General features: G+C 44.6%; 19 protein-coding genes, 1 tRNA gene, 4 pseudogenes and 1 CRISPR repeat array. Of the genes and pseudogenes, 5 read left to right on the top strand and 19 right to left on the bottom strand.

What is annotated here, in order from left to right; all coding sequences use genetic code 11:
* The 5 genes and pseudogenes from IM473_RS08750 to cas5d form a co-directional block, all read right to left on the bottom strand.
* Nucleotides 1-272 (bottom strand): annotated as a pseudogene (locus tag IM473_RS08750) (ATP-binding protein); the annotation flags it as partial.
* A gap of 380 nt (nucleotides 273-652) precedes the next feature.
* A CRISPR array of direct repeats spans nucleotides 653-1,561; the repeat unit is 37 nt; unit sequence GTTTCAATCCCTAATAGGGTTTAAGATTAATTGGAAC.
* 168 nt (nucleotides 1,562-1,729) lie between these two features.
* Nucleotides 1,730-3,478 carry a type V CRISPR-associated protein C2c8 gene (gene c2c8, locus IM473_RS08745; RefSeq protein WP_287660220.1) on the bottom strand — a complete coding sequence of 583 codons (1,749 nt, stop codon included), beginning with the start codon at nucleotides 3,476-3,478 and terminating at the stop codon, nucleotides 1,730-1,732.
* A gap of 188 nt (nucleotides 3,479-3,666) precedes the next feature.
* Nucleotides 3,667-4,500 (bottom strand): CRISPR-associated endoribonuclease Cas6, encoded by an 834-nt coding sequence (gene cas6, locus IM473_RS08740; RefSeq protein ID WP_287660219.1) that lies wholly within the window; start codon nucleotides 4,498-4,500, stop codon nucleotides 3,667-3,669.
* Entirely contained in the window at nucleotides 4,500-5,066 is a 567-nt protein-coding gene (locus IM473_RS08735; protein WP_287660218.1) for a Uma2 family endonuclease, read from the bottom strand. Before IM473_RS08735 ends, cas6 begins: the two co-directional genes overlap by 1 nt.
* Nucleotides 5,067-5,075: 9 nt before the next feature.
* Nucleotides 5,076-5,270 (bottom strand): annotated as a pseudogene (gene cas5d / locus IM473_RS08730) (type I-D CRISPR-associated protein Cas5/Csc1); the annotation flags it as partial.
* Nucleotides 5,271-5,560: 290 nt separating this feature from the next.
* Here cas5d and IM473_RS08725 point away from each other — a divergent pair.
* A pseudogene (locus IM473_RS08725) lies at nucleotides 5,561-5,632 on the top strand (DUF4164 domain-containing protein); the annotation flags it as partial.
* A gap of 103 nt (nucleotides 5,633-5,735) precedes the next feature.
* Here IM473_RS08725 and IM473_RS08720 read toward each other — a convergent pair.
* The 7 genes from IM473_RS08720 to IM473_RS08690 form a co-directional block, all read right to left on the bottom strand.
* Complete coding sequence (locus IM473_RS08720; protein ID WP_502845924.1) at nucleotides 5,736-8,222, bottom strand: tetratricopeptide repeat protein; 2,487 nt, start codon at nucleotides 8,220-8,222, stop codon at nucleotides 5,736-5,738.
* Complete coding sequence (locus IM473_RS08715; RefSeq protein WP_287660216.1) at nucleotides 8,223-8,627, bottom strand: hypothetical protein; 405 nt, start codon at nucleotides 8,625-8,627, stop codon at nucleotides 8,223-8,225.
* A 220-nt stretch (nucleotides 8,628-8,847) separates the two neighbouring features.
* The gene (locus IM473_RS08710) at nucleotides 8,848-9,504 is read right to left on the bottom strand and encodes a class I SAM-dependent methyltransferase (protein WP_002756909.1); all 657 of its coding nucleotides are present in this window, start codon (nucleotides 9,502-9,504) and stop codon (nucleotides 8,848-8,850) included.
* A 100-nt stretch (nucleotides 9,505-9,604) separates the two neighbouring features.
* Nucleotides 9,605-9,958 carry a DUF1257 domain-containing protein gene (locus IM473_RS08705; RefSeq protein WP_002731874.1) on the bottom strand — a complete coding sequence of 118 codons (354 nt, stop codon included), beginning with the start codon at nucleotides 9,956-9,958 and terminating at the stop codon, nucleotides 9,605-9,607.
* Between the two features lie 134 nt (nucleotides 9,959-10,092).
* Nucleotides 10,093-11,604 (bottom strand): stress-responsive protein Ycf46, encoded by a 1,512-nt coding sequence (ycf46, locus tag IM473_RS08700; protein WP_287660215.1) that lies wholly within the window; start codon nucleotides 11,602-11,604, stop codon nucleotides 10,093-10,095.
* Between the two features lie 79 nt (nucleotides 11,605-11,683).
* Entirely contained in the window at nucleotides 11,684-12,034 is a 351-nt protein-coding gene (locus IM473_RS08695) for a slr0373 family blue light stress response protein (protein WP_287660214.1), read from the bottom strand.
* Nucleotides 12,035-12,346: 312 nt separating this feature from the next.
* Complete coding sequence (locus tag IM473_RS08690; protein ID WP_287660213.1) at nucleotides 12,347-13,102, bottom strand: amino acid ABC transporter ATP-binding protein; 756 nt, start codon at nucleotides 13,100-13,102, stop codon at nucleotides 12,347-12,349.
* 202 nt (nucleotides 13,103-13,304) lie between these two features.
* Here IM473_RS08690 and IM473_RS08685 point away from each other — a divergent pair, with 202 nt between their 5' ends.
* Nucleotides 13,305-14,816 carry an ABC transporter permease subunit gene (locus IM473_RS08685; RefSeq protein ID WP_287660212.1) on the top strand — a complete coding sequence of 504 codons (1,512 nt, stop codon included), beginning with the start codon at nucleotides 13,305-13,307 and terminating at the stop codon, nucleotides 14,814-14,816.
* A gap of 234 nt (nucleotides 14,817-15,050) precedes the next feature.
* Here the strand turns inward: IM473_RS08685 and IM473_RS08680 are convergent, their stop codons facing one another.
* From IM473_RS08680 to IM473_RS08665, 4 genes are all read right to left on the bottom strand, one after another.
* On the bottom strand, nucleotides 15,051-15,536 hold the full coding sequence (locus IM473_RS08680; protein WP_287660211.1) for a hypothetical protein: 486 nt from the start codon (nucleotides 15,534-15,536) through the stop codon (nucleotides 15,051-15,053).
* Nucleotides 15,537-15,543: 7 nt separating this feature from the next.
* The gene (thiD, locus tag IM473_RS08675; protein ID WP_287660210.1) at nucleotides 15,544-16,344 is read right to left on the bottom strand and encodes a bifunctional hydroxymethylpyrimidine kinase/phosphomethylpyrimidine kinase; all 801 of its coding nucleotides are present in this window, start codon (nucleotides 16,342-16,344) and stop codon (nucleotides 15,544-15,546) included.
* A 6-nt stretch (nucleotides 16,345-16,350) separates the two neighbouring features.
* The gene (gene ftsZ / locus IM473_RS08670) at nucleotides 16,351-17,601 is read right to left on the bottom strand and encodes a cell division protein FtsZ (RefSeq protein ID WP_287660209.1); all 1,251 of its coding nucleotides are present in this window, start codon (nucleotides 17,599-17,601) and stop codon (nucleotides 16,351-16,353) included.
* 192 nt (nucleotides 17,602-17,793) lie between these two features.
* Nucleotides 17,794-18,615 (bottom strand): cell division protein FtsQ/DivIB, encoded by an 822-nt coding sequence (locus IM473_RS08665; RefSeq protein WP_287660208.1) that lies wholly within the window; start codon nucleotides 18,613-18,615, stop codon nucleotides 17,794-17,796.
* Between the two features lie 245 nt (nucleotides 18,616-18,860).
* On the opposite strand from IM473_RS08665, the gene ctpC reads away from it, so the two are divergent.
* On the top strand, nucleotides 18,861-20,153 hold the full coding sequence (gene ctpC / locus IM473_RS08660; RefSeq protein WP_287660206.1) for a carboxyl-terminal processing protease CtpC: 1,293 nt from the start codon (nucleotides 18,861-18,863) through the stop codon (nucleotides 20,151-20,153).
* Here the strand turns inward: ctpC and IM473_RS08655 are convergent.
* Nucleotides 20,143-20,328, bottom strand: coding sequence for a hypothetical protein (locus tag IM473_RS08655; protein ID WP_194015333.1), 186 nt, complete (start codon nucleotides 20,326-20,328; stop codon nucleotides 20,143-20,145). The two genes, ctpC and IM473_RS08655, sit on opposite strands and share 11 nt — an antisense overlap.
* 126 nt (nucleotides 20,329-20,454) lie before the next feature.
* Between IM473_RS08655 and IM473_RS08650 the strand changes: the two genes are divergently transcribed.
* Nucleotides 20,455-20,527, top strand: a tRNA-Gln gene (locus tag IM473_RS08650).
* A gap of 1 nt (nucleotide 20,528) precedes the next feature.
* On the opposite strand, the gene IM473_RS08645 is transcribed toward IM473_RS08650, so the two are convergent.
* Nucleotides 20,529-21,578: an AI-2E family transporter gene (locus IM473_RS08645; protein ID WP_287660205.1), complete on the bottom strand. Its 1,050-nt coding sequence runs from the start codon at nucleotides 21,576-21,578 to the stop codon at nucleotides 20,529-20,531.
* An 849-nt stretch (nucleotides 21,579-22,427) separates the two neighbouring features.
* Here IM473_RS08645 and IM473_RS08640 point away from each other — a divergent pair.
* A pseudogene (locus IM473_RS08640) lies at nucleotides 22,428-22,760 on the top strand (transposase family protein); the annotation flags it as partial.
* 359 nt (nucleotides 22,761-23,119) lie between these two features.
* On the opposite strand, the gene IM473_RS08635 reads toward IM473_RS08640, so the two are convergent.
* Nucleotides 23,120-24,826: ELWxxDGT repeat protein (locus tag IM473_RS08635; RefSeq protein WP_287690414.1), on the bottom strand; the 1,707-nt coding region annotated here is incomplete at its 5' end.

Below are 24,826 nucleotides of genomic sequence, written 5' to 3'. Positions count from 1 at the left end.
GCGATTAGTAGGGGAGTACCGTCGATCCACTGGGTATGATCGTAATTATTGCCCTCCAATCCTAAATATTCCTCTTTGACCACCCGTTTCGCCAACATGGGATTACCGATCGCCCGTTGTTGCCAATCGGCCAGTTTACCCTGTGTCACCTGCAATCCCAAACTGACCGCTTCCTCCTCCATAATTTCGCGGATCGCCCTTTCTGGTAAAGCTTCCAATTCGATGCGGGGAAGCTTCAAAAAAATATCTCTGGCCGGGGGATAAGTGGCCAACGTTTCAATCCCTAGTAGGGTTTAAGATTAATTGGAACTCGACGAATTGGAGCGATTTGACCCGGAGTTAAAGTTTCAATCCCTAATAGGGCTTAAGATTAATTGGAACCCGCACATTTACTGACGAGCCATTAAAAATCGTCTGTTTCAATCCCTAATAGGGTTTAAGATTAATTGGAACTCGGTGCGTTGTCAGTAGCGTTGTCGCTGAAAGTTTCAATCCCTAATATAACGGTGTGCAGTCGTATTAGGTACAGTGTCACAAGCTATAAACCATGCTAGGCAAAGCTTGGTCTGTATCTCACTCAAGCGCTTACCGCTATAGGGTTTAAGATTAATTGGAACAAAATTAATACTAAAGGAGTAAAAATTAATGGCGGTGTTTCAATCCCTAATAGGGTTTAAGATTAATTGGAACTGTGGGGGATTCCTCTTAAGGAAGTCGTCACATCCGAAAGTTTCAATCCCTAATAGGGTTTAAGATTAATTGGAACATCCTTCAAAAAATCCCGATAATTCATCATATACGTTTCAATCCCTAATAGGGTTTAAGATTAATTGGAACCGTTTCTAGTGGCTTTACAGACGGCATCGTAACTGGTTTCAATCCCTAATAGGGTTTAAGATTAATTGGAACACTGGAAAAGTTGCATCTAAGCTAAAAAAAGCAAGTCGTTTCAATCCCTAATAGGGTTTAAGATTAATTGGAACTCGAAATCTATACTCTGCAAGGATTTCGATTGTTAATGTTTCAATCCCTAATAGGGTTTAAGATTAATTGGAACCAGACCAGAAGCTTTTTGTGCTACAGGTTCACTTGTTTCAATCCCTAATAGGGTTTAAGATTAATTGGAACTATGCCCCGATTTGACAACAACGTTACTTTTGCTCCTGTTTCAATCCCTAATAGGGTTTAAGATTAATTGGAACCTTTCATCTAATCAAGTAGCAGCCTTGCTAAAATCTGTTTCAATCCCTAATAGGGTTTAAGATTAATTGGAACAGTAAAGGATTTCGTCAATATAATCAACTTCTTCATGTTTCAATCCCTAATAGGGTTTAAGATTAATTGGAACACCAGAAGATCATATTATCGTCCAGGGTCTCTACTGTTTCAATCCCTAATAGGGTTTAAGATTAATTGGAACAGGAGTAAATCGATGAAGCTATCTACCCTTAAAAGTTTCAATCCCTAATAGGGTTTAAGATTAATTGGAACAGGAGGCATTCCGCCGCTTGATGTTTCTGATTGGTTTCAATCCCTAATAGGGTTTAAGATTAATTGCTTCGATTCAGGCCCGACTAATGGCGAAATATCTCATGGTTTCAATCCTTAGTAAGGCTTAAGCTTAATTGCTTCCCATCTTCCTTTAGCCCTTGATGTAAAAGGGTTTCAGGTAAGGATTGCGCCCCATTCGCTAAAATTCAGTTTTCAAGGTTCTGCTCGGTCTAAAAAATCAGTCTAGTAAATCCCAGATCGTAAGCTGGTCGGGGTTTTCGGGGATTGCGCCCCGCGATTTTTTAGGCTTTCGCTTGGATACCTTATCAGATAAGGCTTTTGGTTTGTTTTTGCCGTGGCTATCCCCGCACGGCTGAGGTGGGGCGGAAGAAAAAATAAGGGATTGCGAGCCATTCTCGGGCTGAGTGGGGGTGCGATTCCCTTCCTGCTTCATCTGCTTACTAATCGAGTGTTCGGCATTCTCTATCGGCGCATCCCCGATAGACTCTTGATTTGCATCAAGATCAGGCGTAAATTCCCCTGCTAAACCAGGGTATTTTCCAATCATAGAGACAGGAAACTTGATTAAAGAGCTAATCGCTCTCAAAAACTCATCTCGTAAGCCACGGATCAAAATATTTGCGGCGGCATTCTGATCGGCGTGGGCTTCGTAACCACAGCTAACACATTTAAACTTCGATTGACTGACACGGTTAGCTTTATCAATATTACCACAATTGGGACAAGTTTGTGAAGTATGTTTAGGATTAACTCGGATTATTTTTCTGCCACGTTCGTTAGCTTTATTTTCAATAAATGTGCGAAGTTGACCAATAGCATTATCAAGTAATGCCTTATTTAATCCAGACTTTCTTTTTTTGCCATTTTGTTTATAGCCATCGCCGTCTTCTCTTTCTTTAGGTTTTGCGGCGGCTGTCATGTTTTTTAGTTTTAAATCTTCTAAAATAACTGATTGATATTCGCTGGTTATTTTATGGGCTAATTGAGCATTTCTCCCTTTTCGCTGACGAGCAATTTTCTCGTGAACACGAGCAAGTTTAGCGTAGGTTTTACGCTGATTATTAGAGTTATCTTTTTGCCTAGAAGCTTGACGCTGTAATCGGTTAAGTCGCTTTTTCTGAATTTTTGCGTAGCGTTTAGCTTCTGATTGTCTTCCTAAATCATCGGTAAATATTGCCACAGCACCCATATCTAAACCAACACATTTATCGGATTCTTTATAGATCGTGTCGTCGGTTTCAACGGTTAACTGTAGATAATATCCCGTCGCTTTACGAGTAATTTTAGCCATTCGGGGAGCTTTCCCTTGCAATCGATCGAGTCCCCGCACTTTTAATAATCCTATCTTTGAAGAAACGATAACCCCATTAGATTTAATTTTTATAGTATCAGGTTGACCATTAACAAGAGTCTCCACTTTATCCCGTCTTCCTTTGAATCTGGGAATCCCCCGAATGCCTTTTTTAGCGGCATCATAAGCGGTTTTAATCACACTTTTAAAAAAGCCTTTTTTAAACTCTGTTTCAATTTCACCGATAAATTTTGCCGTATTTTCTCGAAAGTAAAAAGCAAGTTTCTTTCTGTTGAGATAATTAACAGCATCCTTGTCAATATTTTCGGCATTCATAAAACGACGAATAGGAATAGAATTTAAAGGAGTGTATTCTTTTCCGTTACTTGTCTTTTTAAAATAGGCGATTTTACAGCAAGGATTGCCGATTAAAAGCTTTTTCTCTTTATCTTTAAGGGTTTTAAACTCTTTTTCGTCGTAATCCCCAGAATAACTTAACCCCCATATTTCAGGGCTAAACTCATCAAATTTATGTTTTTTGCGATAATATCTTTGTTTTGATTCTTCCTTAAGTGCGATCGAAAGATTCCAGAGTAACTTACACGCAGCCAAAGACTGATCAATTTTGCTGACCTGTTCTTCGGTGGGATGAATTTTAAACTCTAGGACTTTCATGTTAGGCTCAAAAATCAAATACTTTTATACTAGCTTTAGTTTAGAGCTATGTCAAATAACAAATTCTGCATTCTAAGGGCAAGGCCCATGAACGAGTTAAAAATCCTTGAAAACTATTTCCAGAAGACGAAAAGGACTAAAACCGAGGTTGAGAGCGGCGATCGGTATGTAATCAGATTCATCCATAACTATTTTTTCTCCTTAGAAATTCTGCGAGTCATCCCCATTCCCATGGTGGTTTTCCGTCCCACTCCCGCGTAGAGGGCAAAATCCGCCAGTGCATTAATCGCTTTAATCTTTGCGGGTTCCACCTCTCCCAAAAGACGATAGTGAATCTCGCCCACACAACCGATCGACTGGTTTTTATAGGCTTCGTCGGCTAATTTCGTTTGAATATCGAAGAAACTGGGGAAAATCGACTCTAGGGCGATGGAATCGAAGGGGATACCGCTATAGCGATTCCAACGACCAAGAAGGCTATTAAACACCAGTTCCCGCGTCGGTAAGGCACTATCGAATTTTCCCTGCCGGAAGATGACGGGGGTAGCGAAAAGGAAATCAAATTCCCGATTCGTTTCCGAGGCGTTTTCATACAGGTATTGATAAGTACAATAGTTCGCCCAGAATTGAACCGATTGCGGGGTGGCGAGGACGCTAGTGATGACGAGATCGGCGGAACCGAGATGCCAGGGTTGTTTTGGATTGAGATTCAACCAGAGTGAGGTTAATTTACCGAATAATCGGTCATCGAGCCGAGAAATCCGCCACCAGCATGGAGTTTCGTGCGCGATCTCCCGTTCGTGTCGCCACTGCGGGGAATTTATCGTTTTTCCCCCGGATTGCATCTGTAGTGGCGATAAGGTAAAAGCTTTATCCGCCTCCGATGCGTGTAGAATTTTCCCTAATTCCTGATCGACACTACTGACAAGGGTAAGGAATAGCGCATGAAGGTGTCGTCCGGTGAGAAAATTCGGATAGATCGGCGATCGGGGTGTGAGATTGAGAACGAGACTGTAGGGCATTAACTTAATCGGGCCTTGGCAAAAATTTGTCCGGGGGTTAGGGTTAAATCGGGGAGGAGAATATCGCTCATCTCGTCATCACCTTTTTTAATCGCTGGGGGTGCGTCGGGATAGAAAATCGTGATCTGCTTGGCCCGGGGATCGACGATCCAGACGCGACTGACTCCCGCTTTTAGGTAGTCCACGGCTTTTTCGCTCAGGCTGCTGAAGGATTGTTCGGGAGAAATAATTTCGATGACTAATTCCGGGGGAACGGGACAAGCTTCATCGGTGAGGGGAATATCTCCTAATCTTTCTGGGGAAATGTAGAGGAGATCAGGAACCGGACACCAATCTCGATCGTTTTTGCTGAGAATAATTGCCCATTCGATTCCCACTTCTCCCCGTCCTTGATTCCAGCGATCGAGTACGAGAAATAAAGCACCGGTTAAACGAGAATGAAAGAATTTCGGTGACATTTTCGGGATCGCTTCTCCATCGACTAATTCATAGGTAATATCGCCATCGGGAGCGGTTAGCGAGAGAAATTCCGGTAAAGTGAGGGATTTAGAAGAGATAAGAGTCATGGTCAATTTTCAACCGAAGCGATAGGACAATCGAGCGGGAATTTTGAGATCAGGGAGATCGCTTATTTGGTAATATTCCCCGCGCATTCTTACGTTACGGATTAAACTAACGGGAGGCATATTAATCACATCGTAGCCAATCACCTGATGGGTAAACATAACATCGAGAGGATTTAAAGGATAGGGATAGATAAATAGGGTTTGCGGCAAAAAGTTTTTCGTGGGGACAGGGTGTGGGGTGTGGGGTTTTACCGATTTTCAGGTGGTCAATTACCTAAGTAGCTGGTTATAATTAAATTAAAGATAGATTTTGTCTTTGATCCCCCCTGCCCCCTTAATAAGGGGGCATCTGATAATTTTTAACGCCTACCTACTTAATTTTCAGGGAAAAAGTACCTGAATTTTTCCCCCCGATCACTCCCATATCTGGTACTTTTTGATTGACAAAAGGTCTAAAAGTGTTACCCAACAAGGTTTTCAGATTTATTCAGCAAACCCTAATTATCCTTTTAGGAGGGGCCATCGGCACGGCAGCGTGGCGCTCTTTCTTTTCTGGTAATCCTTAGAAATATTACTATAATTTCTCACTTTAGGGTAGTTATGAGAGGAAATTAGCAGATGTCAAACTCAGGTTAAAAATAAGAGATTCCTAACCCATTCTACCCATAATTATGCTTTCCTCAACCATCTTTTTAACAATCGCCACAATGCCACTATTATCCCCCCAATTAAAACGAAAGGAAACATCACCACCCCCAGAAAGAAAGCAACGATTAAGGGATATTTTCGGGTTTCTAATTGCCGAATTGCCTGATCGCAATCTTGAACATATCCTGCTAACCCCAATGCTTGAAATAATTCCCGCGACTGAAGATATGCTTCTTTCGCTTCCGCTATACGTTTGAGTTTATAGTAGGTAACTCCCAGATTAAACCAAGATTGTGCTTCAACCCCCCGATCACCGATTTCCCGTGTGATTGCTAAGGACTGTTGATAAAACTCGATCGCTTTTTGGTATTCTCCTAGGGAATCGTAAACATTGCCTAAATTACCGTAGGAATTCCCTTCACCCCCCCGATCACCGATTTCCCGAAGGATTGCTAAGGACTGTTGATGAAACTCGATCGCTTTTTGGTATTCTCCTAGGGAATAGTAAACATTGCCTAAACCCATGTAGGAATACCCTTCACCCCCCCGATCACCGATTTCCCGTGTGATTGCTAAGGACTGTTGATGAAACTCGATCGCTTTTTGGTATTCTCCTAGGGAATAGTAAACATTGCCTAAATTACCGTAGGATTTCCCTTCACCCCCCCGATCACCGATTTCCCGTTTGATTGCTAAGGACTGTTGATGAAACTCGATCGCTTTTTGGTATTCTCCTAGGGAATCGTAAACAGCGCCTAAATTATTGTAGGATTTCCCTTCACCCCCCCGATCACCGATTTCCCGTGTGATTGCTAAGGACTGTTGATGAAACTCGATCGCTTTTTGGTATTCTCCTAGGGAATCGTAAACATTGCCTAAATTACCGTAGGATTTCCCTTCACCCCCCCGATCACCGATTTCCCGTTTGATTGCTAAGGACTGTTGATAAAACTCGATCGCTTTTTGGTATTCTCCTAGGGAATAGTAAACATTGCCTAAATTATTGTAGGAAGACGCTTCACCCCTCCGATCACCGATTTCCCGTGTGATTGCTAAGGACTGTTGATGAAATTCGATCGCTTTTTGGTATTCTCCTAGGGAATCGTAAACATTGCCTAAACTGGTGAGGGATGCGGTATATTTCCAGTGGGTTTGATCTTCCTGTTGTTGGTAAACAATGACTAATTCAAGGTAATAATCGGCCCGGGTTTGATAATACCCGCGTCGGGTGAGAAAATCCTCGATAGCACGGAGAATACCAAAAGCATTGTCGTACTCGGTTAACTGATAGCAATGATAGAAAATTTCTAGGTAAGGTTGCACATCGTTGAGGATTTCCCAGGAGTCGGGTTTAGCAATAGAAAGATAATAGGCGATCGCTTTTTGGTGTAATTCCCTTTGATCGCCGGCTTTGTATTGTGCATATTCCCAAACTAAAGGCTGAAAACTAAAAATTCGCTGGCGATTTTCCTCTTTTTCTTCTAATAATGATCGTCGCTGCAATTCTCGTAAATCTGCCGTGATCTCGGACAGTGCGCTCTCCGGGTAATTATCCATCACTGCTTTAGCTGCCGGAGAATCAAATTCTCGACGATAAATGCTGGTTTTAGTGAATAATTCTTGCTGTCTTTGGCTAAGTCGCTGAAAACTAGCATCCAAAACTAAAGCAATTCCCACTGTCTCTTGACGATGGCTACCCATCACCTGCGGATCGCTCAAAAGTTGCGATAAATTTCCTAATCCTAAATCCGCTAACCTTTCTAAACTGCGGTTTTGCGGAAATTCTGCTAAGAGCAAATCCGCCACCAATCGCAATAGTAATGGATGCCCATCCACCCGTCGAGAAAAGTTCTCTATATCCCCTGTTATTTGCGATTCTGCTAACAATTGCGCCCCTTCAGGTGGTTTCAAACCTTTTAGCTCAATCCAATGGTTAAAACCCCTAGTTTTTGGCTTTTCTCTGGTGGTGACTATAATTTTGCTGGTGTCCCCTTTTTCTATCCAAGCGGTGAAAAACTGCTGATAAAATTCATTATTCCAAGAACCATCTTCCCCTAATAAACTCTCTAGATTATCGATAATAATTAGGTGGCGATGCTGTTGCAATTGCCTGATTAAAGCTGCCTGTAATTGTGTCTCTTGTTCGGGGACGGGATAACCAAATTCCCTCAGGACTTGGCGAGCTAAACCACTAAATCCGCCCAGATTTCCCGCTTCCCACCAAAAGCGTTTTGGGAATAAATCTTCATCGTCCTCTAGGGAAGGAGCGAGGGTAATTTTCTCCTCAAAAATTTTGCTGGCTAGGGTAGATTTACCAATTCCTCCAACTCCTTTGATGCCAATCATCGCAACATTTTGATCATTAAACCACTGCTTAATTTGGGTGATTTCCTCCTCTCTTCCCTGCCAATGGACGAGACTTTTTCGAGCATTTCCTCCCTTGAAAATACCCCTTTGACTACTGCGATTATTTTCTATTGCGTCTGCTTTTGCGTGCAGATCCGCCAGTCATTCAGGAGGGATTCCTAGATTTAAATTACCCTTAACTTCTTGAATGTTCAATTGTTGTTTAATATCTTTGTTTATTTGTGTACCGATTTGAGTTTTCGTTTCTGTTTGATTCTGATTAATTGTCATAATTTGTTGTGCTAGGGTTTGGATTTCTTGGGCAAAATCGGGGTCTTTGAGCATTTCTACCTGTAAAAAAGGAACCACTTGCTGTTCAATCATTGCCTCGGATTTGGTTTGTTCTGCTGCCGCTAAAACCTGAGCGGCGGTGGGTTCCTTTTGTAACTTTTGCTTAATTTTTTGCCACAATTCTACACCTTTATCCATTGCTCCTTCCGTTAATTTACCGATAACAGCTTCAAAGGCGATTTTAGCGATTTCGGCGGCGGCTAATTCGGCTAACATAATTATCAATCGGGGGAATTTTTCGCCATTCTAGCACAACTATTTGGGGATGAAATTGCTTCTCCTCTCCCATTTGTCTCCTGGCAAGGTTCTAAGCTGTACTGCATCTAAACTGCATATTAGAAATATTACTACAAATGCTTAGAATTCCTCTCTCCAGGCTCCCTTCCCATAGACAGTCTTAACGAGCAATTTAGATAGTCAACCTACTTAACGATGACTATAATCCTAGAGAGGATTCTTTTTTTCCTATCACTGCATAGAAGGGATCAGCAACCATAATTCCTAACATTTGCAGGAAACTGGGGGTAGTAGCAGGACGAACGATCGCCTGTACTTCCCTAAATCCCGCCACCGATTTAAAATAGGATTTCACTAACGCTACCCGGCCTAAATCGCTATTATCGCGCCAAGCAGCGATCGCTTTTTGGTAAAACATCCGATTGGAAAAACTGACCACCACCAGACCATTAGGCTTTAAAATACGATACAGTTCCGCAAAAATCGCCTCTGGATACTGCAAATACTGCACCGACACCGTGATTAACACCGCATCAAAAGAACTATCCCCTAGGGGCAATTTTGGCTGTGCATTCAGGTCTTGGACAAAATAACTATGCAAGCGGGGATTTTTGGCTAACTCCTCCCCATTCATCCCGTGACCTTCGATATGCTCAAATTCCATCTCCTCCGGTAAATGGGACACCCAGCTGCTCATCAGGTCTAAAATGCGTGTATTCGGCGATAAGATCTCTCGGTAGAGAGCGGTTAATCGATCGATAAAACCCTCATCCACGTGGGTGACGAAGCGGGGAAAAGCATAAAAATCGCTGTCTTTGGTCGGATCGAGTTTAGTTCTTTCTTCGGGTCGGAGCATTTTTGTCAAGTTAATTTTACTATTCTTAACATACCCCACAGACAGAAAAAAGGGTTAACCGAACTGGTCAACCCCTAGGCTTGGGAACGCGCTGTAAATCTTAGCTTTGAACGACTAGCTTAACGTTAGCGTTTTGCAGACCGCGCTGTTTCACTTCGGATAGGGTTTTGTTCACAGCGTATTTTTGGTTGATCGAGTTGATCAATTCGGTTTGATTGTGTTTTTTGGCCACACCCCAGAGGTCAGCGATTAAATCGAAGCTGCCGTCGGTATTGCGAGACCAACCGAGATCATATTCGCCATCGAGAACAGCAACGATGTCGGAGCGAACCCGTTGACCGTTGTAACCACGAACATCAGCTTCGGTTTTTACGCTAATACCGAGGTCGCGGAGAGAAGCTTTGAGGATTTCGGCATCGGTGATTTTGGTCCGGAGAGTGCTGAAATGAGACATTGGAATTTCCTCTTTGTAGATAAGAATCAACAACAACAGATTGAGAGTTAAAGAGTGCCGCCAAGCGGCTTTTCGAGGCATTGCTAGTCCCTGAGAACTAGCCTTTCATCCCGTTGGGAGCGGGCGAAAGTCTGTTAGAACTCCAATCGCTGGTACTCAGCGACGGAGGCCGAAGCAGGTCGGGCGCGTTGTCTGGCCCAATCACGCAGGGCCGTTACCTGTTCGGTCATGGTGCGAGATAGGGGCAGCGTCGCCTTAATCGCCGCAATAATGTCCAATTGCGTGAATTCGCGATCTTGGGCGAAGGCCTCATACATGGCGGCAATCAGCGCCTGTTCTATTTCCGCACCGGAAAACCCATCGGATACCTTGGCTAACTGCTCCAAATCGAAGCGAGAAATGTCGGAGCGTCGTTTAGTCAGGTGAATATTAAAGATATCTTGTCTTTCTTCGGAATTGGGCAAATCGACAAAGAAGATTTCATCGAAGCGCCCCTTACGGAGAAATTCCCCCGGTAGCCGTTCAATCCGGTTAGCTGTGGCCATAACGAAGACGGGCGAGGTTTTTTCCTGCATCCAAGTCAGGAAGGAGCCGAAGATGCGGCTAGAGGTTCCCCCATCGGAATCGGCGGAGCCCGTGCCACCAGCAAAAGCTTTATCTAATTCATCGATGAAAAGAATGGCCGGAGAGATGGATTCGGCAGTTTTTAAGGCATTACGCAGGTTAGCCTCGGACCGTCCCACCATGGAACCATCGTAAACCCGTCCCATATCTAAGCGCAGGAGCGGTAAACTCCAGAGGCGCGAGGTGGTTTTAGCGATTAAGGACTTACCACAGCCCGGTACTCCTAAAATTAGCATCCCTTTCGGTTGGGGGAGTCCGTAACCTCTGGCTCTTTCTGTAAAAGCGTTTGAGCGCTGTTTTAACCATTTTTTTAGTTCTTCCAGACCACCGACGGCATTGATGGTCTCGTCCTCTTCAACGTATTCTAAAATTCCGTTGCGGCGAATCAGTTGTTTTTTCTCGGAAAGGACGATTTCTACCTCGTCTTCCGTCAATTTGTTCGCTTTTACATGGGCTTTGCGGTAAACTTTTTCGGCTTCATCTTTGGTTAAGCCTAAGGCCGCTTTCAGGAGTTTTTCCCGGACCTCTGTGGTGGTACGACGATTTTGATTTTTGCCTAGGTGTTGCGAGAGTACCGTATCTAACTCTCCCATGTCCGGCAGGGGAAAATCTAGAACTACTACGTCTTTCTCTAGTTCTATGGGGACTTCTTGCAGGGGAGACATTAAAATAATGATTTTTTCGGTTCCTTTAAAGCTGGCGATCGCATCTCTTAACCAGCGATTGACCGGAGCGGAAGTGATGAACGGATGCAGGTCTTTAAAGATGTAGATACCCGCTTCCCGTTGACGCACTACCCATTCGATCGCCGCTTCTGGCGATACGGTATTATGTTGACTGGTTTGGCGCGGTTGACCTAGTTCGATCATGCCGTGGGTGACAGTCCAGACAAACACCCGTCGATGTTGTGTATTTAGTTGGGCTATTTTGCTGATGGCTTCTTCCGCCCTTTCCTCCTCGGAGGTGACGAGGTAAATCAGGGGATACTGAGCCTTGACGAGAATTTCTAGCTCTTCTTTCATAACATCGACCCTATTTGTGGTAACGGTTTAGACCTTGGGCGGCTGATGGCTGTAGATGCCTTGTTCGGCTACTGAGAGTTTAGCAGGGAACTAAGGCTGCTTCTCCCTCTGCGGTTGCTTGGGCGCCGACGGGTTCGGGAACTTCGAGCGGGAACTCGTCGCCGACTATTCCGGGCTGGCGTTTGATCGACCTTAGCCGATCTTCTTTCATTACTAAGGCGGCATCACACTCGGGACAGACATGAACCTGATAGGTTTTGCCATAGGCGGTGGCTTCGATTTCTTCTACCTTTTCGGGGTATTTCAGGTAAAAAGCGATCGCTTTCTCCACTAGCCCTGACATCGATTCTTCATCGATCGCAGCCCTTATTTTTAGTTGACGATGGACTCCAGGGGGAAGGTACAGTGTGACTTTTTGCTTGTCTTGCATATCACTAAATTGGTTTACCCGGGTATGTGTCCTTACTATAACCACTGTCTTTCCCTCCTGTCAAGATGGTAAGCTGTTATAACAGCATAATTGTAACATTTCTTTACAATTGTTGGGGAAGTGGGGTGATGGGGGTGATGGGGAGGGGGAATTATGAATTATGAATTGGGGAGGTGGGGAAGTGGGAATTATGAATTATGAATTATGAATTATGAATTGGGGAGGTGGGGAAGTGAGGAAATTGAACTAAAACCCCAACCCCCAACACCTAAAACCTGTCTCCTGTCTCCTGTCTCCTGAATTGAGCAAACCCTAATTACTATTGATACGACTTAAAAAGGCTTGTAGGCGCTCGCTGTGGGGATGATTAAAGAAGGTGTCGGGATCAGCTGCTTCTTCGATCACACCTTGATTAAAGAACAAAACCTTGTTAGAGACCTCCTTAGCGAACTGCATTTCGTGGGTGACGACTACCATAGTCATCCCCTCATCGGCCAATTGACGCATAACGTTTAACACTTCCCCGACTAATTCTGGATCCAGGGCTGAAGTGGGTTCATCAAATAAAATCACCTCTGGTTTCATGCAGAGACTGCGAGCGATCGCCACCCGTTGTTTTTGTCCTCCCGATAATTGGTCGGGATAAACATCGGCTTTTGGGGCCAATCCCACCTTTTCCAGATAATGAATTGCGGTCTCTTTAGCCTCATTTTCCGAGTGGTGTAACACTTGCTTGGGGGCTAACACCAAGTTTTGTAAAACGGTGAGATGGGGAAAAAGATTAAAGTGTTGAAACACCATACTTACCCGGCTGCGTAAGTTGCGGAGGACCGATTGATTTAACTTCGGGGAAGAGATGTCAATTCCCATCACCTCCAAGCGGCCGCCGTTAATTGTTTCCAAACGATTGAGACAGCGTAAAAAGGTACTTTTGCCGCAGCCAGAGGGACCGATTACCGATACCACATCCCCTTGATAAAGAGTGCCTGTAACTCCTTTAAGTACCTCTAAAGAGCCGTAACTTTTGCGTAAACCTTCACTGACAATCACAGGGGTGGTAGTGGTCATGATATCCTCTCGTAAAAAATTTTACATTCTGTCTGTACAAAGGTATCGAGATTAGTTTCTGCCAGATTGTATCCTTGACGACATTTTATCAAGAGGAATAATCATAATACTCAAATAGTCTCTCTACATCTGTCTTGGGTGGAAAGTAGGACGAAATTACTAACTTAGTTGAGCGAAAAAATCAAGGAGAAACAATTAAAAAATGATTAAATTTTGGCGAGGGCGGGCGGTGCAGAGAGTCATCTTTGCCTTGTTAGGATTAGTCTTGGCGCTCGGATTAAGTGTTATTCCGGCTTTTTCTCAGACCCCTCCTAATCCTTTTCGAGTCGCCACAGAAGCGACTTTTCCGCCCTTTGAATTTCAACAAGGGGGACAATTAACCGGGTTTGATATCGATTTAATGCGGGCGATTGGCAAGGAAGCCGATCTCAACATTGACTTTAGAAATTTACCCTTTGATGGCATTATTCCGGCTCTACAAGCGAGAACAGTGGAAGCCGCTATTAGTGGTATGACCATCACCGCCGAACGCGCCCAAGCGATTTCTTTTTCTCGACCTTATTTTAGGGCTGGTTTAGCGATCGCTGTTCGGGAAGATAATAAAACGATTAAAAATTTTGAAGACTTAAAAGGCAAAAGAATTGCCGTCCAAATTGGCACTACGGGAGCCTTAGAAGCGACAAAAATACCTGGAGCAGTGGTTAGTCAATTTGACTCGGCGGCTTTAGCTTTGCAGGAATTAATTAATGGTCGAGTTGAGGCGGTAGTTAACGATAAACCCGTGACTTTGTATGCAATTAAACAAGCGGGTTTAAGGAGAGTAAAAGTAGTCGGAGAATTATTAACGGAGGAATTCTACGGGATTGCTTTACCCAAAAATTCCCCCTATCTCCAGTTAATTAATGATGCTCTCGGTCGAGTCATAGAAAGTGGTCAGTACGATGCTATTTTTCGGCAGTGGTTTGGAGAAAAACCGCCAGAATTACCCTTAGTTGCCCCAGCTTTAAATAATTTACAGGAATCAAGTTTTAACTGGGGAGAATTATTCTATAACCTGATTGTGAAAGGGGTTCCCTGGACAATTCTGTTAACAGTTCTGTCTTTTCTTTTCGGGTTAATCGGCGGAACTTTAGTGGCCATTGCCCTGATTTCTCCCTACAAATGGTTAAAAACAATTTGCCGCATCTATGTGGATTTCTTTCGGGGAACACCGATGCTGGTGCAATTATTCTTGATCTATTTTGGTTTGCCCGGGTTGTTCCGAGAAATTGGCTTAAATATCGACTTAGATCGTTTACCTGCGGCCCTATTTGCCCTAAGTTTAAATGTAGCAGCCTATTTAGCTGAAATTATGCGCGGCGGTATTCAATCGATCGATAATGGTCAATGGGAAGCTTGTTCTAGTTTAGGAATGTCGCCGGTGCAAACCATGCGCGAGGTGATTTTTCCCCAAGCTTTTCGCCGGATGTTGCCACCGTTGGGGAATGAATTTATCACCCTCATTAAAGATACCAGTTTAGCGGCAGTAATCGGTTTTGAAGAATTATTCCGGCAAGGTCAGTTAATGGTAGCCACTACCTATAAAGCTTTCGAGATTTATATCGCCGTTGCTTTGGTTTATTTGGTTTTAACTACCCTTTCCTCCGTGGTATTTAAGCGCTTAGAGATTTACATGGATCCCCTACATAAATCTAAACAGGAGCAGAAAGCCTAGGGGCAACAGATGGGAACTGATAGTAAACGTCGTGCTTTGCTTACCTCATAAGCGATTAAAGGTAGCAAAAAAAGAATTAGATTCGGAGAATGAATCAGCCCTACCAAAACCCCGGAGCGCATTAGCTTTTCGGTGGGATGCTTACAGCCAGCTGCTGATATATCCGTAATAATTTAAGAGTTACTAATAATTGCTGATTGTCGGTATTTCTGCAAATGTGAGATCACCCGTAAATCAGTCGGTCGAACCCGCGTTTCTAGAGGCAGAAATAAGCCAAAAAGCCCCTAAACCAGAGGTAAGAACCATGATAATAATTAACCCGACCAGTAACCAACTATTTTTAGAAAATGGCTGTTTTGAAGCAGTAACGGTGATAGGAGGGGTGACTAAGACTTCTTCCTTAACCCGCAGCGAAGGAGAGGGAGGTGTAACCAGACGGGGACGAACCCGGACCAAGAAGGAGGGTTCCTCGATGGGATTCCTCTCAAAACTCTCTACCACTTTTTCTAATCTTCTTCCCTGAGCAACTACTGTCTCGATTTCCTGACGTAATTGCCGATTACTCTTGACAAGTTGCTGGTTTTGTGTTTCTAGAAATTCCACCCGTACCTGGGTGGCCTGTAATTCTTTGACCAATTCTCGATAGACCGAGAGGGGAACCGAGGGGCGACTGGTGAAACCCTGGGGTCTTTGGGGGGAAATACGCGGCGTAGTGGTCATGAATCGACTAATTTAGGGCTTTTAAGCGGTAAAAATGGCCCACAGGACCGGTTCCTTGACCGATGGCGAGGGAATGCTCAAGGGCGTTAGTAACGTACTCCTTGGCTTTTTTCACCGCTATTTTTAGGTCATCACCCAAAGCGAGGTTAGCAGCGATCGCTGCCGATAGGGTACAACCAGTCCCGTGAGTATTATTGGTTTCGACGCTTCTGGTCTTAAAAGTTTCCCATTCCTGCCCATCAAAGTAGATATCAACCCCACGCAGCTGGCCTTTCATGCCGCCACCTTTGACTAATACTGGTGTGGCCGACTTCTGGAAAATAATTGCGGCGGCCGCTTTCATCGCCTCAAAATCATTGATCTCGATGCCACTTAAAAGCTGCGCTTCGTAACGATTAGGGGTAATAATCGAAGCCAGAGGAATTAAACTATTAAAAAGACTATCTAAAGCTCGATCATCAATTAATTTGGCTCCTACCCGCGAAACCATAACCGGATCCACCACTAAACTGATTAAACGCCAACGCTCGATCGCCTCGGCCACTGCTTCGATAATCTCGCTGCTGAACAGCATTCCTGTCTTGACCGCTTGCACACCCAGATCCCCGACCACGGCATCGATTTGGGCTGTTACCATTTCTGGACTTAAGGACTCGACGCGCTCGACCCCCAGGGTATTTTGGGCGGTAACGCAGGTAAGGGCGCTGGTGCCGTGAACTCGGTGGAAGGCGAAGGTTTTCAAATCAGCTTGAATTCCCGCGCCGCCACCACTATCGGAACCGGCGATGGTAAGGGCAATGGCAGTCATAGGAGGTTAGCGATCAATCTGACGACGACGTTGTTGCAAGAATTCGGGTATATCTAATCCCGGGAGTTTTGCTGGTTCGGGAGTCGGGACAGGACTAGGTGCGGGGGTATTGATCACCACCTTGTTAGTGGTGGGACGAGAGGGGGAATCGCCGGAAAAACCGGTGGCAATGACGGTAATTCTGACTTCTCCCTGCATTTTCTCGTCAATTACTGCCCCAAAGATGATATTAGCGTTGGGATCCACCACTTCATAGATAATTTCGGCGGCGGCATTGACTTCGTGTAGGGTTAGATCTTGACCACCAGTGATATTAAAGACTACACCTTTCGCCCCTTCGATCGAGGATTCCAGTAACGGCGAGGAAATAGCAGCGATCGCTCCTTCCTTAGCCCGAGATTTTCCGGAACCGATGCCGATGCCCATTAGGGCTGAACCCGCATCGGCCATCACTGCCCGCACATCGGCGAAATCCACATTCACCAGACCGGGGATAGTGATAATATCCGAGATACCCTGTACCCCTTGCCGCAGCACATCATCAGCGACGCGAAAAGCCTCCTGTAGGGGAGTTTCGGCGGGTATTACCTGTAATAACTGGTTATTGGGGATAATAATCAGGGTATCGACCCGACTTTGTAAACCGCCCACCCCTTCATCGGCCTGATTAGTGCGACGACGACCCTCGAAGGTAAAGGGACGAGTCACAACTCCCACGGTCAAACAGCCGATTTCTTTGGCAATTTCGGCCACAATTGGAGCAGCCCCCGTTCCCGTGCCGCCGCCCATGCCGGCGGTAATAAAGACTAGATCGGTTCCTTCCAATGCTTGGGCGATTTCATCCCGGGACTCTTCCGCCGCTTTCTGTCCGATCGCCGGATTGCCGCCCGCCCCTAGGCCGCGGGTTAATTTTGTCCCGATTTGTAACCTCTGGGGGGCGGAGGAGTGGGCCAGGGCCTGGGCATCGGTGTTAATTGCCCAAAATTCGATTCCGGTCACGCCGCTGGCGATCATGCGGTTAACGGCGTTACAGCCCCCACCGCCGACCCCGATCACCTTGATCTTGGCGACATTGCTCGGCACGATGCGATTACTACGACTTTCTTCTCGGGGTGTCATCTGTGATTCATGGGGACGAGTAAATAATACTCCAGCATTATTCTGAGAGTAATGATTATCTTCGCTCATAGCTGAACTGGCATAATCGTTACTGTTCAGATTGGGATAGGTGGAAACAATTTCATTAATCGATGTCATTGGAATTGGAACACTTTTAGTACAAGATTCTGTTATTGATTTGGTGAATCAGAGATGCAATGTTAACACTATCACTAATATTATGTCTGTTCCAGTATCTACATTATCAGTTTCTGGTTCAGAAAATCATAATTTGGGGTTTTTGGCAATACATAAAGGGAATAATTGCGGTTATTTGCTGCTCAATTCCAGTTAATCCCTACCAGTTGCCGTTACTTTGGCCACCATAGGGGCTGGCTGCGGTTTTAATTGTACAGTGGGAGCATCGGGATTGCTCAGGTCAATGTAGAGGATTCGCGCTAGAGGTATCTTGGATGACAATGGCCGTGATTGTACAAGAGCGGTTAATTTTTCGGGCAATCTATCTTTATAAAAACCTAAATAGACCTGTCCTAGCTCAGTTTTTAGTACAAGATTACTAGGATTGCGCCAATCGATGGCGGTAACTTTAATCGATAAGTTATCAACTAAGGGATAAATTTTCTGCCACTGTTGTTGATATTGTCGGTCGTAACCAAGCACTTCTAGGCTAGGTAATTGGCTTTTGGGTAGAGTTCGACCATAATAGTTTTGAGGAATTATCGTTCCGGTGGCATCTAAAAAACCTTGCTGTTGATGAGAACGCCAACGGGCAACAGGTTTTCTTTCTTGAATAGAAACAATCACTTTCGGGGGTAATAATTGCCGCTCGATCTTAACGTCGGCAATAGCGGGAATAGCCGCTAATTTTTCTCGTAATTGATGGGTGGGTAATTCCCAGATAGATAGAGGATAGCTTAATTTTAGCCAAGCACGAATCGACTCGGGCGACATTAATTCTGTGCCTTCGATTTCCACCTGTCTGGCCTTGGTAATTGTCCAATAGGGCGAAGTCATCCCCCAAGCTAATCCCGTCGCTAAACCACTAACCACCAGAAAGCGACCCAAGGCTTGCCACACCTTCGATCGCCTTTGGTGGCGCAGGTTTTGTCGTTTTTGTTCCAGGGAGAGGGAAGAAAGGATTTGATCACTCATAGAGAAAATCCGGGACAGTTTTGCTGTTATCTTAGGTCGCGAGGTGGGCTGCTGGCAACTTGATCGCTACTCAAATAACCAGTTTGACAAAGAAAGAGATAATCAATGTTATAACAGTAGTAGTCTACAGGCGTTCTTTTGTCTGTCTCCAGTAAACCTAAACGCTCCTTTTTGCCAAGATATTTCGACGGTCAGCCAGAAAGAGCATTTCGGCAAGAACAGCCTAATTTATCTGAAAATTACCTATGGTTATCAACAAACGCGGACTTGTTCTCGGTGCTACAGCAGTGGTCCTGTCTACCGTCGCCGTCACGGGGGCGGGATTCCGTCTCTCCCAAAGTCAAGCTTTTTTTCAGGAAAGTCCCAAGGAAACCGTTGATGAGGTTTGGCAGATCATCAACCGCACTTACTTAGATGGCACTTTTAATCAATCGGACTGGAACGCCATCCGCAATCAGTATTTAAATCGTTCCTACAAAAATCAAGAGGAAGCATACACCGCTATCCGCGAGATGTTGAAAACTCTCAATGATCCCTATACCCGTTTTATGGATCCCAAAGAGTTTAATAATATGAAGATCGATACATCGGGAGAATTGACTGGGGTAGGGATTCAATTGACCAAAGATGAGAAAACTAAGCAGTTAGTCGTGGTTTCACCCATTGAAGATACTCCCGCTTCTAAAGCTGGTGTGCTGCCTAAAGATGTGATTATCGCTATCGATGGGAAATCTACCGCAGGCATGGAACTGGAGCAAGCGGTGAGCATGATCCGCGGCAAAGTGGGGACAAGCGTTAAGATCACGATTCAACGGGGTGAGGAGAAGAAAGAATTGACTCTTACCCGGGCCAAAATTGAAATTCACCCGGTGCGCGCCCACACGGAAAACACCCCGATTGGTAAAGTCGGTTATATCCGTCTTAATCAATTTAGCGCCCAAGCTAGTGGCGATATGAGTCAAGCGATTCGCGAATTGGAAGCTGAAGAGGTGAAGGGTTATATTCTCGATCTGCGTTCTAACCCCGGCGGTTTACTCTACGCCAGCATCGAAATCGCTCGGATGTGGATACCTGATGGTTTAATTGTCTCTACGGTCGACCGCAAAGGGGTGACGGAACGTCAACGGGCCAACAATCAAGCTTTGACTAATAAACCGCTAGTCGTCCTCGTCGATGGTGGTTCCGCCAGTGCCAGTGAAATTCTCTCCGGAGCTTTACAGGATCATGATCGGGCGGTTATTGTCGGTACGAAAACCTTTGGTAAGGGATTAGTGCAATCGGTACGCAGTCTTAGTGATGGTTCGGGATTAGCGGTGACAATTGCCAAGTATCTCACCCCCGATGGACGGGACATCAATAAAGATGGTATTCATCCGGATGTGGAGTCGGAACTGAGCGAGGAAGATCGCAAAAATCTTCAACAGGAACGGGATCAGGTGGGAACCTTCCAGGATCCTCAATTCAAGAAGGGTTTTGAAATCTTGGAAAAAGAAATCACTGAAGGCAAGAAAACGCCCACCAATACCGCTAAACAATAGGTTGACATTTGCCCGCTCGAATTAAACCCACCCGACGGGCGATCGCTTCTCCCCGCTCGGCAAAAGGACCCCAGTATTGACCATTGACTGGGGTTTTTCCGTTTTCTAGGGCTATAATCTGACAAATTCCGGTATTTTCCTGGACAATGTACCAGTTTTGTCCGCTATTATCCATAGATTTTTCTCCTTAATCCCTCTATTCCCTTGTTTATAGCGTCTCTCAATCCCGAAGTAAAAAATTTTTATCAACTTCTTGACAAAACCGGGGAGATAAATGCTAATATTAAAAAGGTCTGTCCAATGGGGATTAGCCAAGCGGTAAGGCAGCGGGTTTTGGTCCCGCCATTTCCTAGGTTCGAATCCTAGATCCCCAGTTTAGTATTTTTTATTCCCAATCCGCCAATGATCGAGAATATCCTTGATCAAAGCTTCCTTTAGCCAAATACGACCGATAAGCGCCAGGGGAACCGCCAGAAATAGCCCTAAAAAGCCAAAAATCGAGGCAAAAAACAACTGGGCCAACAGGGTAAAAGCGGGTAAGAGCTTGAGCGACTGCACTGTTAAAATGGGCAGCGGTGAATGATGGTCGAAATATTGAATTAACAGATAAATACTGCTGTAGAGTAGTAAAACCGCCCAGGGTTGCCAGGGAGCTTCCAGAAGGGCGATAGAAAAGGGTAAAATCGTGCTTAGAACCGGCCCGAGGTTGGGGATAAAGGTGAGAAATCCGGCCAGAATAGATTGGGAAAAAGCGAGGGGAATGCCGATCAGGGATAGACCTAGGCAACTGCCCAAGGTCATAATCAACATATGACAGAAAATCCCTTTTAGCCAAGCTTTTAAATCTCGATCGCAATCTTCTAGGATCGATCGTACCCGAGGACGGTAGAAAGCGGGAAATAAACGCAGAAAACAACGGTGGTAAGCGGCAGGATCGGCGAGAATCATCAAGCTCAGGGCAACAATTAGCAGTAAGCTGAGGATAATGCCGAAAGTACCGTAAAAAATGCTTAAACCCCGGCCAGCAATTTGGTTAATCAGGGGTTGTAATTGAGCGAGCAGCGTTTTAAAGTCCGGGAAGACACTGGCCAGACTAGGATCGAGATAATCCTCAAGACGATGCACTTGTCCCCAGAGTCTTTCTATAGCTTGGGGTAATAAACTAAATAATTGGCGAAATTGTTGAACTAAAGCGGGTATAATCCCCACAAAAATACCGATAATACCAATAAAGAAGCTAAAAAGAGTGATAATTAGGGCGTGGGAACGTTTGAGGTGATGACGCTGCCACCAAGTCACAGCCAAATTTAAAATCTGAGCTAGAAGAATCGCCATCAATAATAATAAGAGAATCTGTCGAATTTGCCAGAGAATCAACAGACAAAAGACTAACAGGACTAAACCGAAGCTACTGCCAAAAGTCATGATAAGCAAGGAGAAAGGAGAAAGATTCCTAATCAGTTATTGTCCGTCTCCAGAGGGCAAAAACCGTGAGCAGAAAAGGAGTAAAAACCAGAATTAAAGTGTTAAAAGGACTGGGAGTGATCGATAATAAAGGGCCAAGATATTTAATTCCCAGGGAAATCAAAGCCGATATCAAGATTATTTTTATAATAAAGCCGCTCATAGATCAGTTTTTAGGTAACACAAGCACTATCTTATCCCTGAAGAGGGTAAAAATTGGTCAAAATGTGGAAATTATCTGCCATCGGTTTTATAGACCTCTTGCATAATTTTTTTATGGTACGATAGACGGTTTTGCTTTTTTCTCGATTTTTAGATTGGTAATTAGGCACCTCAATAAGCATCGCTTATTGAGGATGATAAAGCTCAAAAGTGCTGAAAACACAGGGTTTTTGAGATACGCAAAAAATAGTTTCTTTGAACTATCGATCATGTTATGTCAATAATAGTCGCTAGAACTTAAGTTTTCCCTAGCTTGTTGAGAATATCCCTTTGCCGAACATTTGTATTGTTTTTGGAGAATTCCTTAACTTATAAGGGTTTCAAGGATTGTCTTTGTCAATAAGGCTTCCTTGTTGCGGTGACTAATTACTTAGATGGAAGTCGAAAAAAGAATAAAATGTGATCTTAGGTCAGGAAATCATCTATACTTTTGCTATATTTATGGCTCTCTTGGGTTTGGTGGGTAAAATGTATTCTAAGATACAGTCTTGCTGGCGAGCGAGTGGAACGAACCACAGAGACACAAAGGACACAAAGATCGATCGCTACTATATAAGTTAAACTTATCACACAAAGAATAAGAGAGCCGGCAGCGGTCATGATTTTAGTTTATTTAAAAAAAGTCGAGTTCGTTTTCATCCTTTAACTACCAGCATAGAAGACAGTGGTTATCAGGGAATAGCTGCATACCATAGTAATAGTTATACACCGAAAAAGAAACCGAAAAATGGCAAATTAAAGGAGTATAACAAGGCTTTAGCCAAAGAAAGGATTATCATTGAACCTATAAATAGGAAACTCAAAATCTTTAAAATATTATCCTGTAAATATCGGAATCGTCGCCGAAGATATAGTTTAAGAGTTAACTTGTTGACGGCTATTTATAACTGTGAGTTAGGTATAGGTATAGCAACTTCTTAAAAGTTGTCAAACATTAATCTACAAGGAGAATTTATTCTCAATTTTTATAATTGAGATAGTTTGTGCCGCTTAAATAAAGAGGTTTTGATAACCAAATTAAAGCATATCTAAAGAGTTTTGAGTTAAAAGTAAAACTTCAGGTTTTTATTCAGAACGAACATACTAATCAACTTTTTTTTGGGTAAAATTAGTTAACCCACCACTATAACATATAATTAATTTGCAAGAGTTCTATTGCACGATTACCTCACTTTCATCATCAAAGACGATTAATTTCACGCTCTGGTTCTTTAGCAATGCCTGCCCTAATTCTATACTAAAAACACTGTTAAAAGGGGAGAATTAATCCCCCCATCAATCTAGACAAAGAAACTATTGACCGCAATAGTGCCGAGCGCCGGTAAAGTACCCGTTAATCCGGTGAGATTAATCACCAAATCATTAGCACTTTGGAAACCCGCCGTACCGTCGTTGATAATTAGGTAAGTAGAAGAACTATTGTCCCGCACTAAAACAGCACTGTTAATTCCGAGAGCTTGATTTCCGGCTGTTGCCCCATTAGCATCGGTAAAGACGTTAGTAACAATGGTGTTAATATTGGTCGTGGTGCTATTTGTTGCCCGGGTAAAAGCGAGAGGGGCATTAATTGCCGCACCAGCTTGACTAAGCAGGTCAATTTTATCAGTACCAATAGCAAAATCCGTAACTCGGTCTAGGGCTGCCGCGGTGGACTGACCAAATTGGAAGATGAATATGTCTGTCCCCGTCCCACCGGTTAAAGTATCGACTCCAGCAGCACCATTGAGGCTATTATTGCCACTATTCCCTGTAATCTGGTTATTTAAGCCATTACCCGTGCCATTAAGATTACCAGTACCAGTGAGAACGAGATTTTCCACGTTGTTAGGAAGGGTATAGGAAATGGAAGCTTGCACGGTATCGGTTCCCTGGTTGAGAGCTTCAATAACCAAATCCCCGGCGTTATTCACCGTATAAGTATCGTTTCCGGCTAATCCAGTCATGGCATCTGCTCCAGAGGTTCCCACAAGGGTGTCGGGGCCAGAAGTACCGATAAAGTCATCATTATTGATGGTTCCGGTGGCAGTAGCGGTGGTAATAGTAGCGCCGTTGGTGGCATTGGAGAGGGTGACGGTAAAGGTTTCGTTCGGTTCTACTGTTGTATCTCCCTGAACGTTAACAGTAATTACTTTTGAGGTTTCCCCCGTCGTAAAACTTACTACCCCACTGGGTAAGATTCCCCCGACAAAATCAGTGGCATTGGCAGGATTGCTGCCGCTGCCGGTAACTGCCCAACTGACGTTATTGGTTCCCGTGGTATTAACCGCACGAGTGACGGTGAAGGTGAAAGCTTTACTGCCACTGTTGCCCTCGGTTTGACTGGCATTGGTGGCGGCAATAGCGAGGGTGGGAACTGCGGGACCACCCACATTTAAGGACCACAATTCCTCACCGTTAACGCCGTTATCGGCAGTGAAGAACAGGTTGTTGCCCACTACTCTCAGATTGCGGGGGTTGGAGCTAGAGGAACCGGGGCGGATGTCGCCCACCAGAACCGTACCCGCCGCCGTGCCGTCGCTTTTCCACAATTCATAACCGCTAACGCCGTCATTGGCAGTGAAGAACAGGGTATTGCCCACTACCGTTAGATTGCGGGGGTTGGAGCGATAGTAACCGGGGCGGATGTCTTTGACCAAAACCGTACCTGCCGCCGTGCCGTCGCTTTTCCACAATTCATAACCGCTAACGCCGTCATTGGCCTGGAAGAACAGGGTATTGCCCACTGCTGTTAGATAGCGGGGGAAGGAGCCAGTGGAACCGGGGCGGATATCTTTGACCAGAACCGTACCTGCCGCCGTGCCGTCGCTTTTCCACAATTCATAACCGCTAACGCCGTCATAGGCAGTGAAGAACAGGGTATTGCCTACTGCCGTTAGATAGCGGGGGTAGGAGCCAGTGGAACCGGGGCGGATATCTTTGACCAGAACCGTACCTGCCGCCGTGCCGTCGCTTTTCCACAATTCATAACCGCTAACGCCGTCATTGGC

Origin of the sequence: Microcystis sp. M015S2, assembly GCF_020245945.1 — a bacterium.
In the GTDB taxonomy this organism is placed as follows: domain Bacteria; phylum Cyanobacteriota; class Cyanobacteriia; order Cyanobacteriales; family Microcystaceae; genus Microcystis.
The sequence above is the reverse complement of the archived record's forward strand: the minus strand, read 5'-3'. Positions and strand labels throughout refer to the sequence as shown.

Bases quoted from the DNA above. Each gene is read 5' to 3' on its own strand.
- IM473_RS08735 (WP_287660218.1), bottom strand. From the start codon at position 5,066: ATGACTCTTATCTCTTCTAAATCCCTCACTTTACCGGAATTTCTCTCG.
- ycf46 (WP_287660215.1), bottom strand. From the start codon at position 11,604: ATGAAAGAAGAGCTAGAAATTCTCGTCAAGGCTCAGTATCCCCTGATT.
- ctpC (WP_287660206.1), top strand. From the start codon at position 18,861: ATGGTTATCAACAAACGCGGACTTGTTCTCGGTGCTACAGCAGTGGTC.
- c2c8 (WP_287660220.1), bottom strand. From the start codon at position 3,478: ATGAAAGTCCTAGAGTTTAAAATTCATCCCACCGAAGAACAGGTCAGC.
- IM473_RS08685 (WP_287660212.1), top strand. From the start codon at position 13,305: ATGATTAAATTTTGGCGAGGGCGGGCGGTGCAGAGAGTCATCTTTGCC.
- IM473_RS08695 (WP_287660214.1), bottom strand. From the start codon at position 12,034: ATGCAAGACAAGCAAAAAGTCACACTGTACCTTCCCCCTGGAGTCCAT.
- IM473_RS08680 (WP_287660211.1), bottom strand. From the start codon at position 15,536: ATGACCACTACGCCGCGTATTTCCCCCCAAAGACCCCAGGGTTTCACC.
- cas6 (WP_287660219.1), bottom strand. From the start codon at position 4,500: ATGCCCTACAGTCTCGTTCTCAATCTCACACCCCGATCGCCGATCTAT.
- IM473_RS08710 (WP_002756909.1), bottom strand. From the start codon at position 9,504: ATGCTCCGACCCGAAGAAAGAACTAAACTCGATCCGACCAAAGACAGC.
- IM473_RS08665 (WP_287660208.1), bottom strand. From the start codon at position 18,615: ATGAGTGATCAAATCCTTTCTTCCCTCTCCCTGGAACAAAAACGACAA.
- IM473_RS08645 (WP_287660205.1), bottom strand. From the start codon at position 21,578: ATGACTTTTGGCAGTAGCTTCGGTTTAGTCCTGTTAGTCTTTTGTCTG.
- ftsZ (WP_287660209.1), bottom strand. From the start codon at position 17,601: ATGACATCGATTAATGAAATTGTTTCCACCTATCCCAATCTGAACAGT.
- IM473_RS08705 (WP_002731874.1), bottom strand. From the start codon at position 9,958: ATGTCTCATTTCAGCACTCTCCGGACCAAAATCACCGATGCCGAAATC.
- IM473_RS08655 (WP_194015333.1), bottom strand. From the start codon at position 20,328: ATGGATAATAGCGGACAAAACTGGTACATTGTCCAGGAAAATACCGGA.
- IM473_RS08715 (WP_287660216.1), bottom strand. From the start codon at position 8,627: ATGTTAGCCGAATTAGCCGCCGCCGAAATCGCTAAAATCGCCTTTGAA.
- IM473_RS08690 (WP_287660213.1), bottom strand. From the start codon at position 13,102: ATGACCACTACCACCCCTGTGATTGTCAGTGAAGGTTTACGCAAAAGT.
- thiD (WP_287660210.1), bottom strand. From the start codon at position 16,344: ATGACTGCCATTGCCCTTACCATCGCCGGTTCCGATAGTGGTGGCGGC.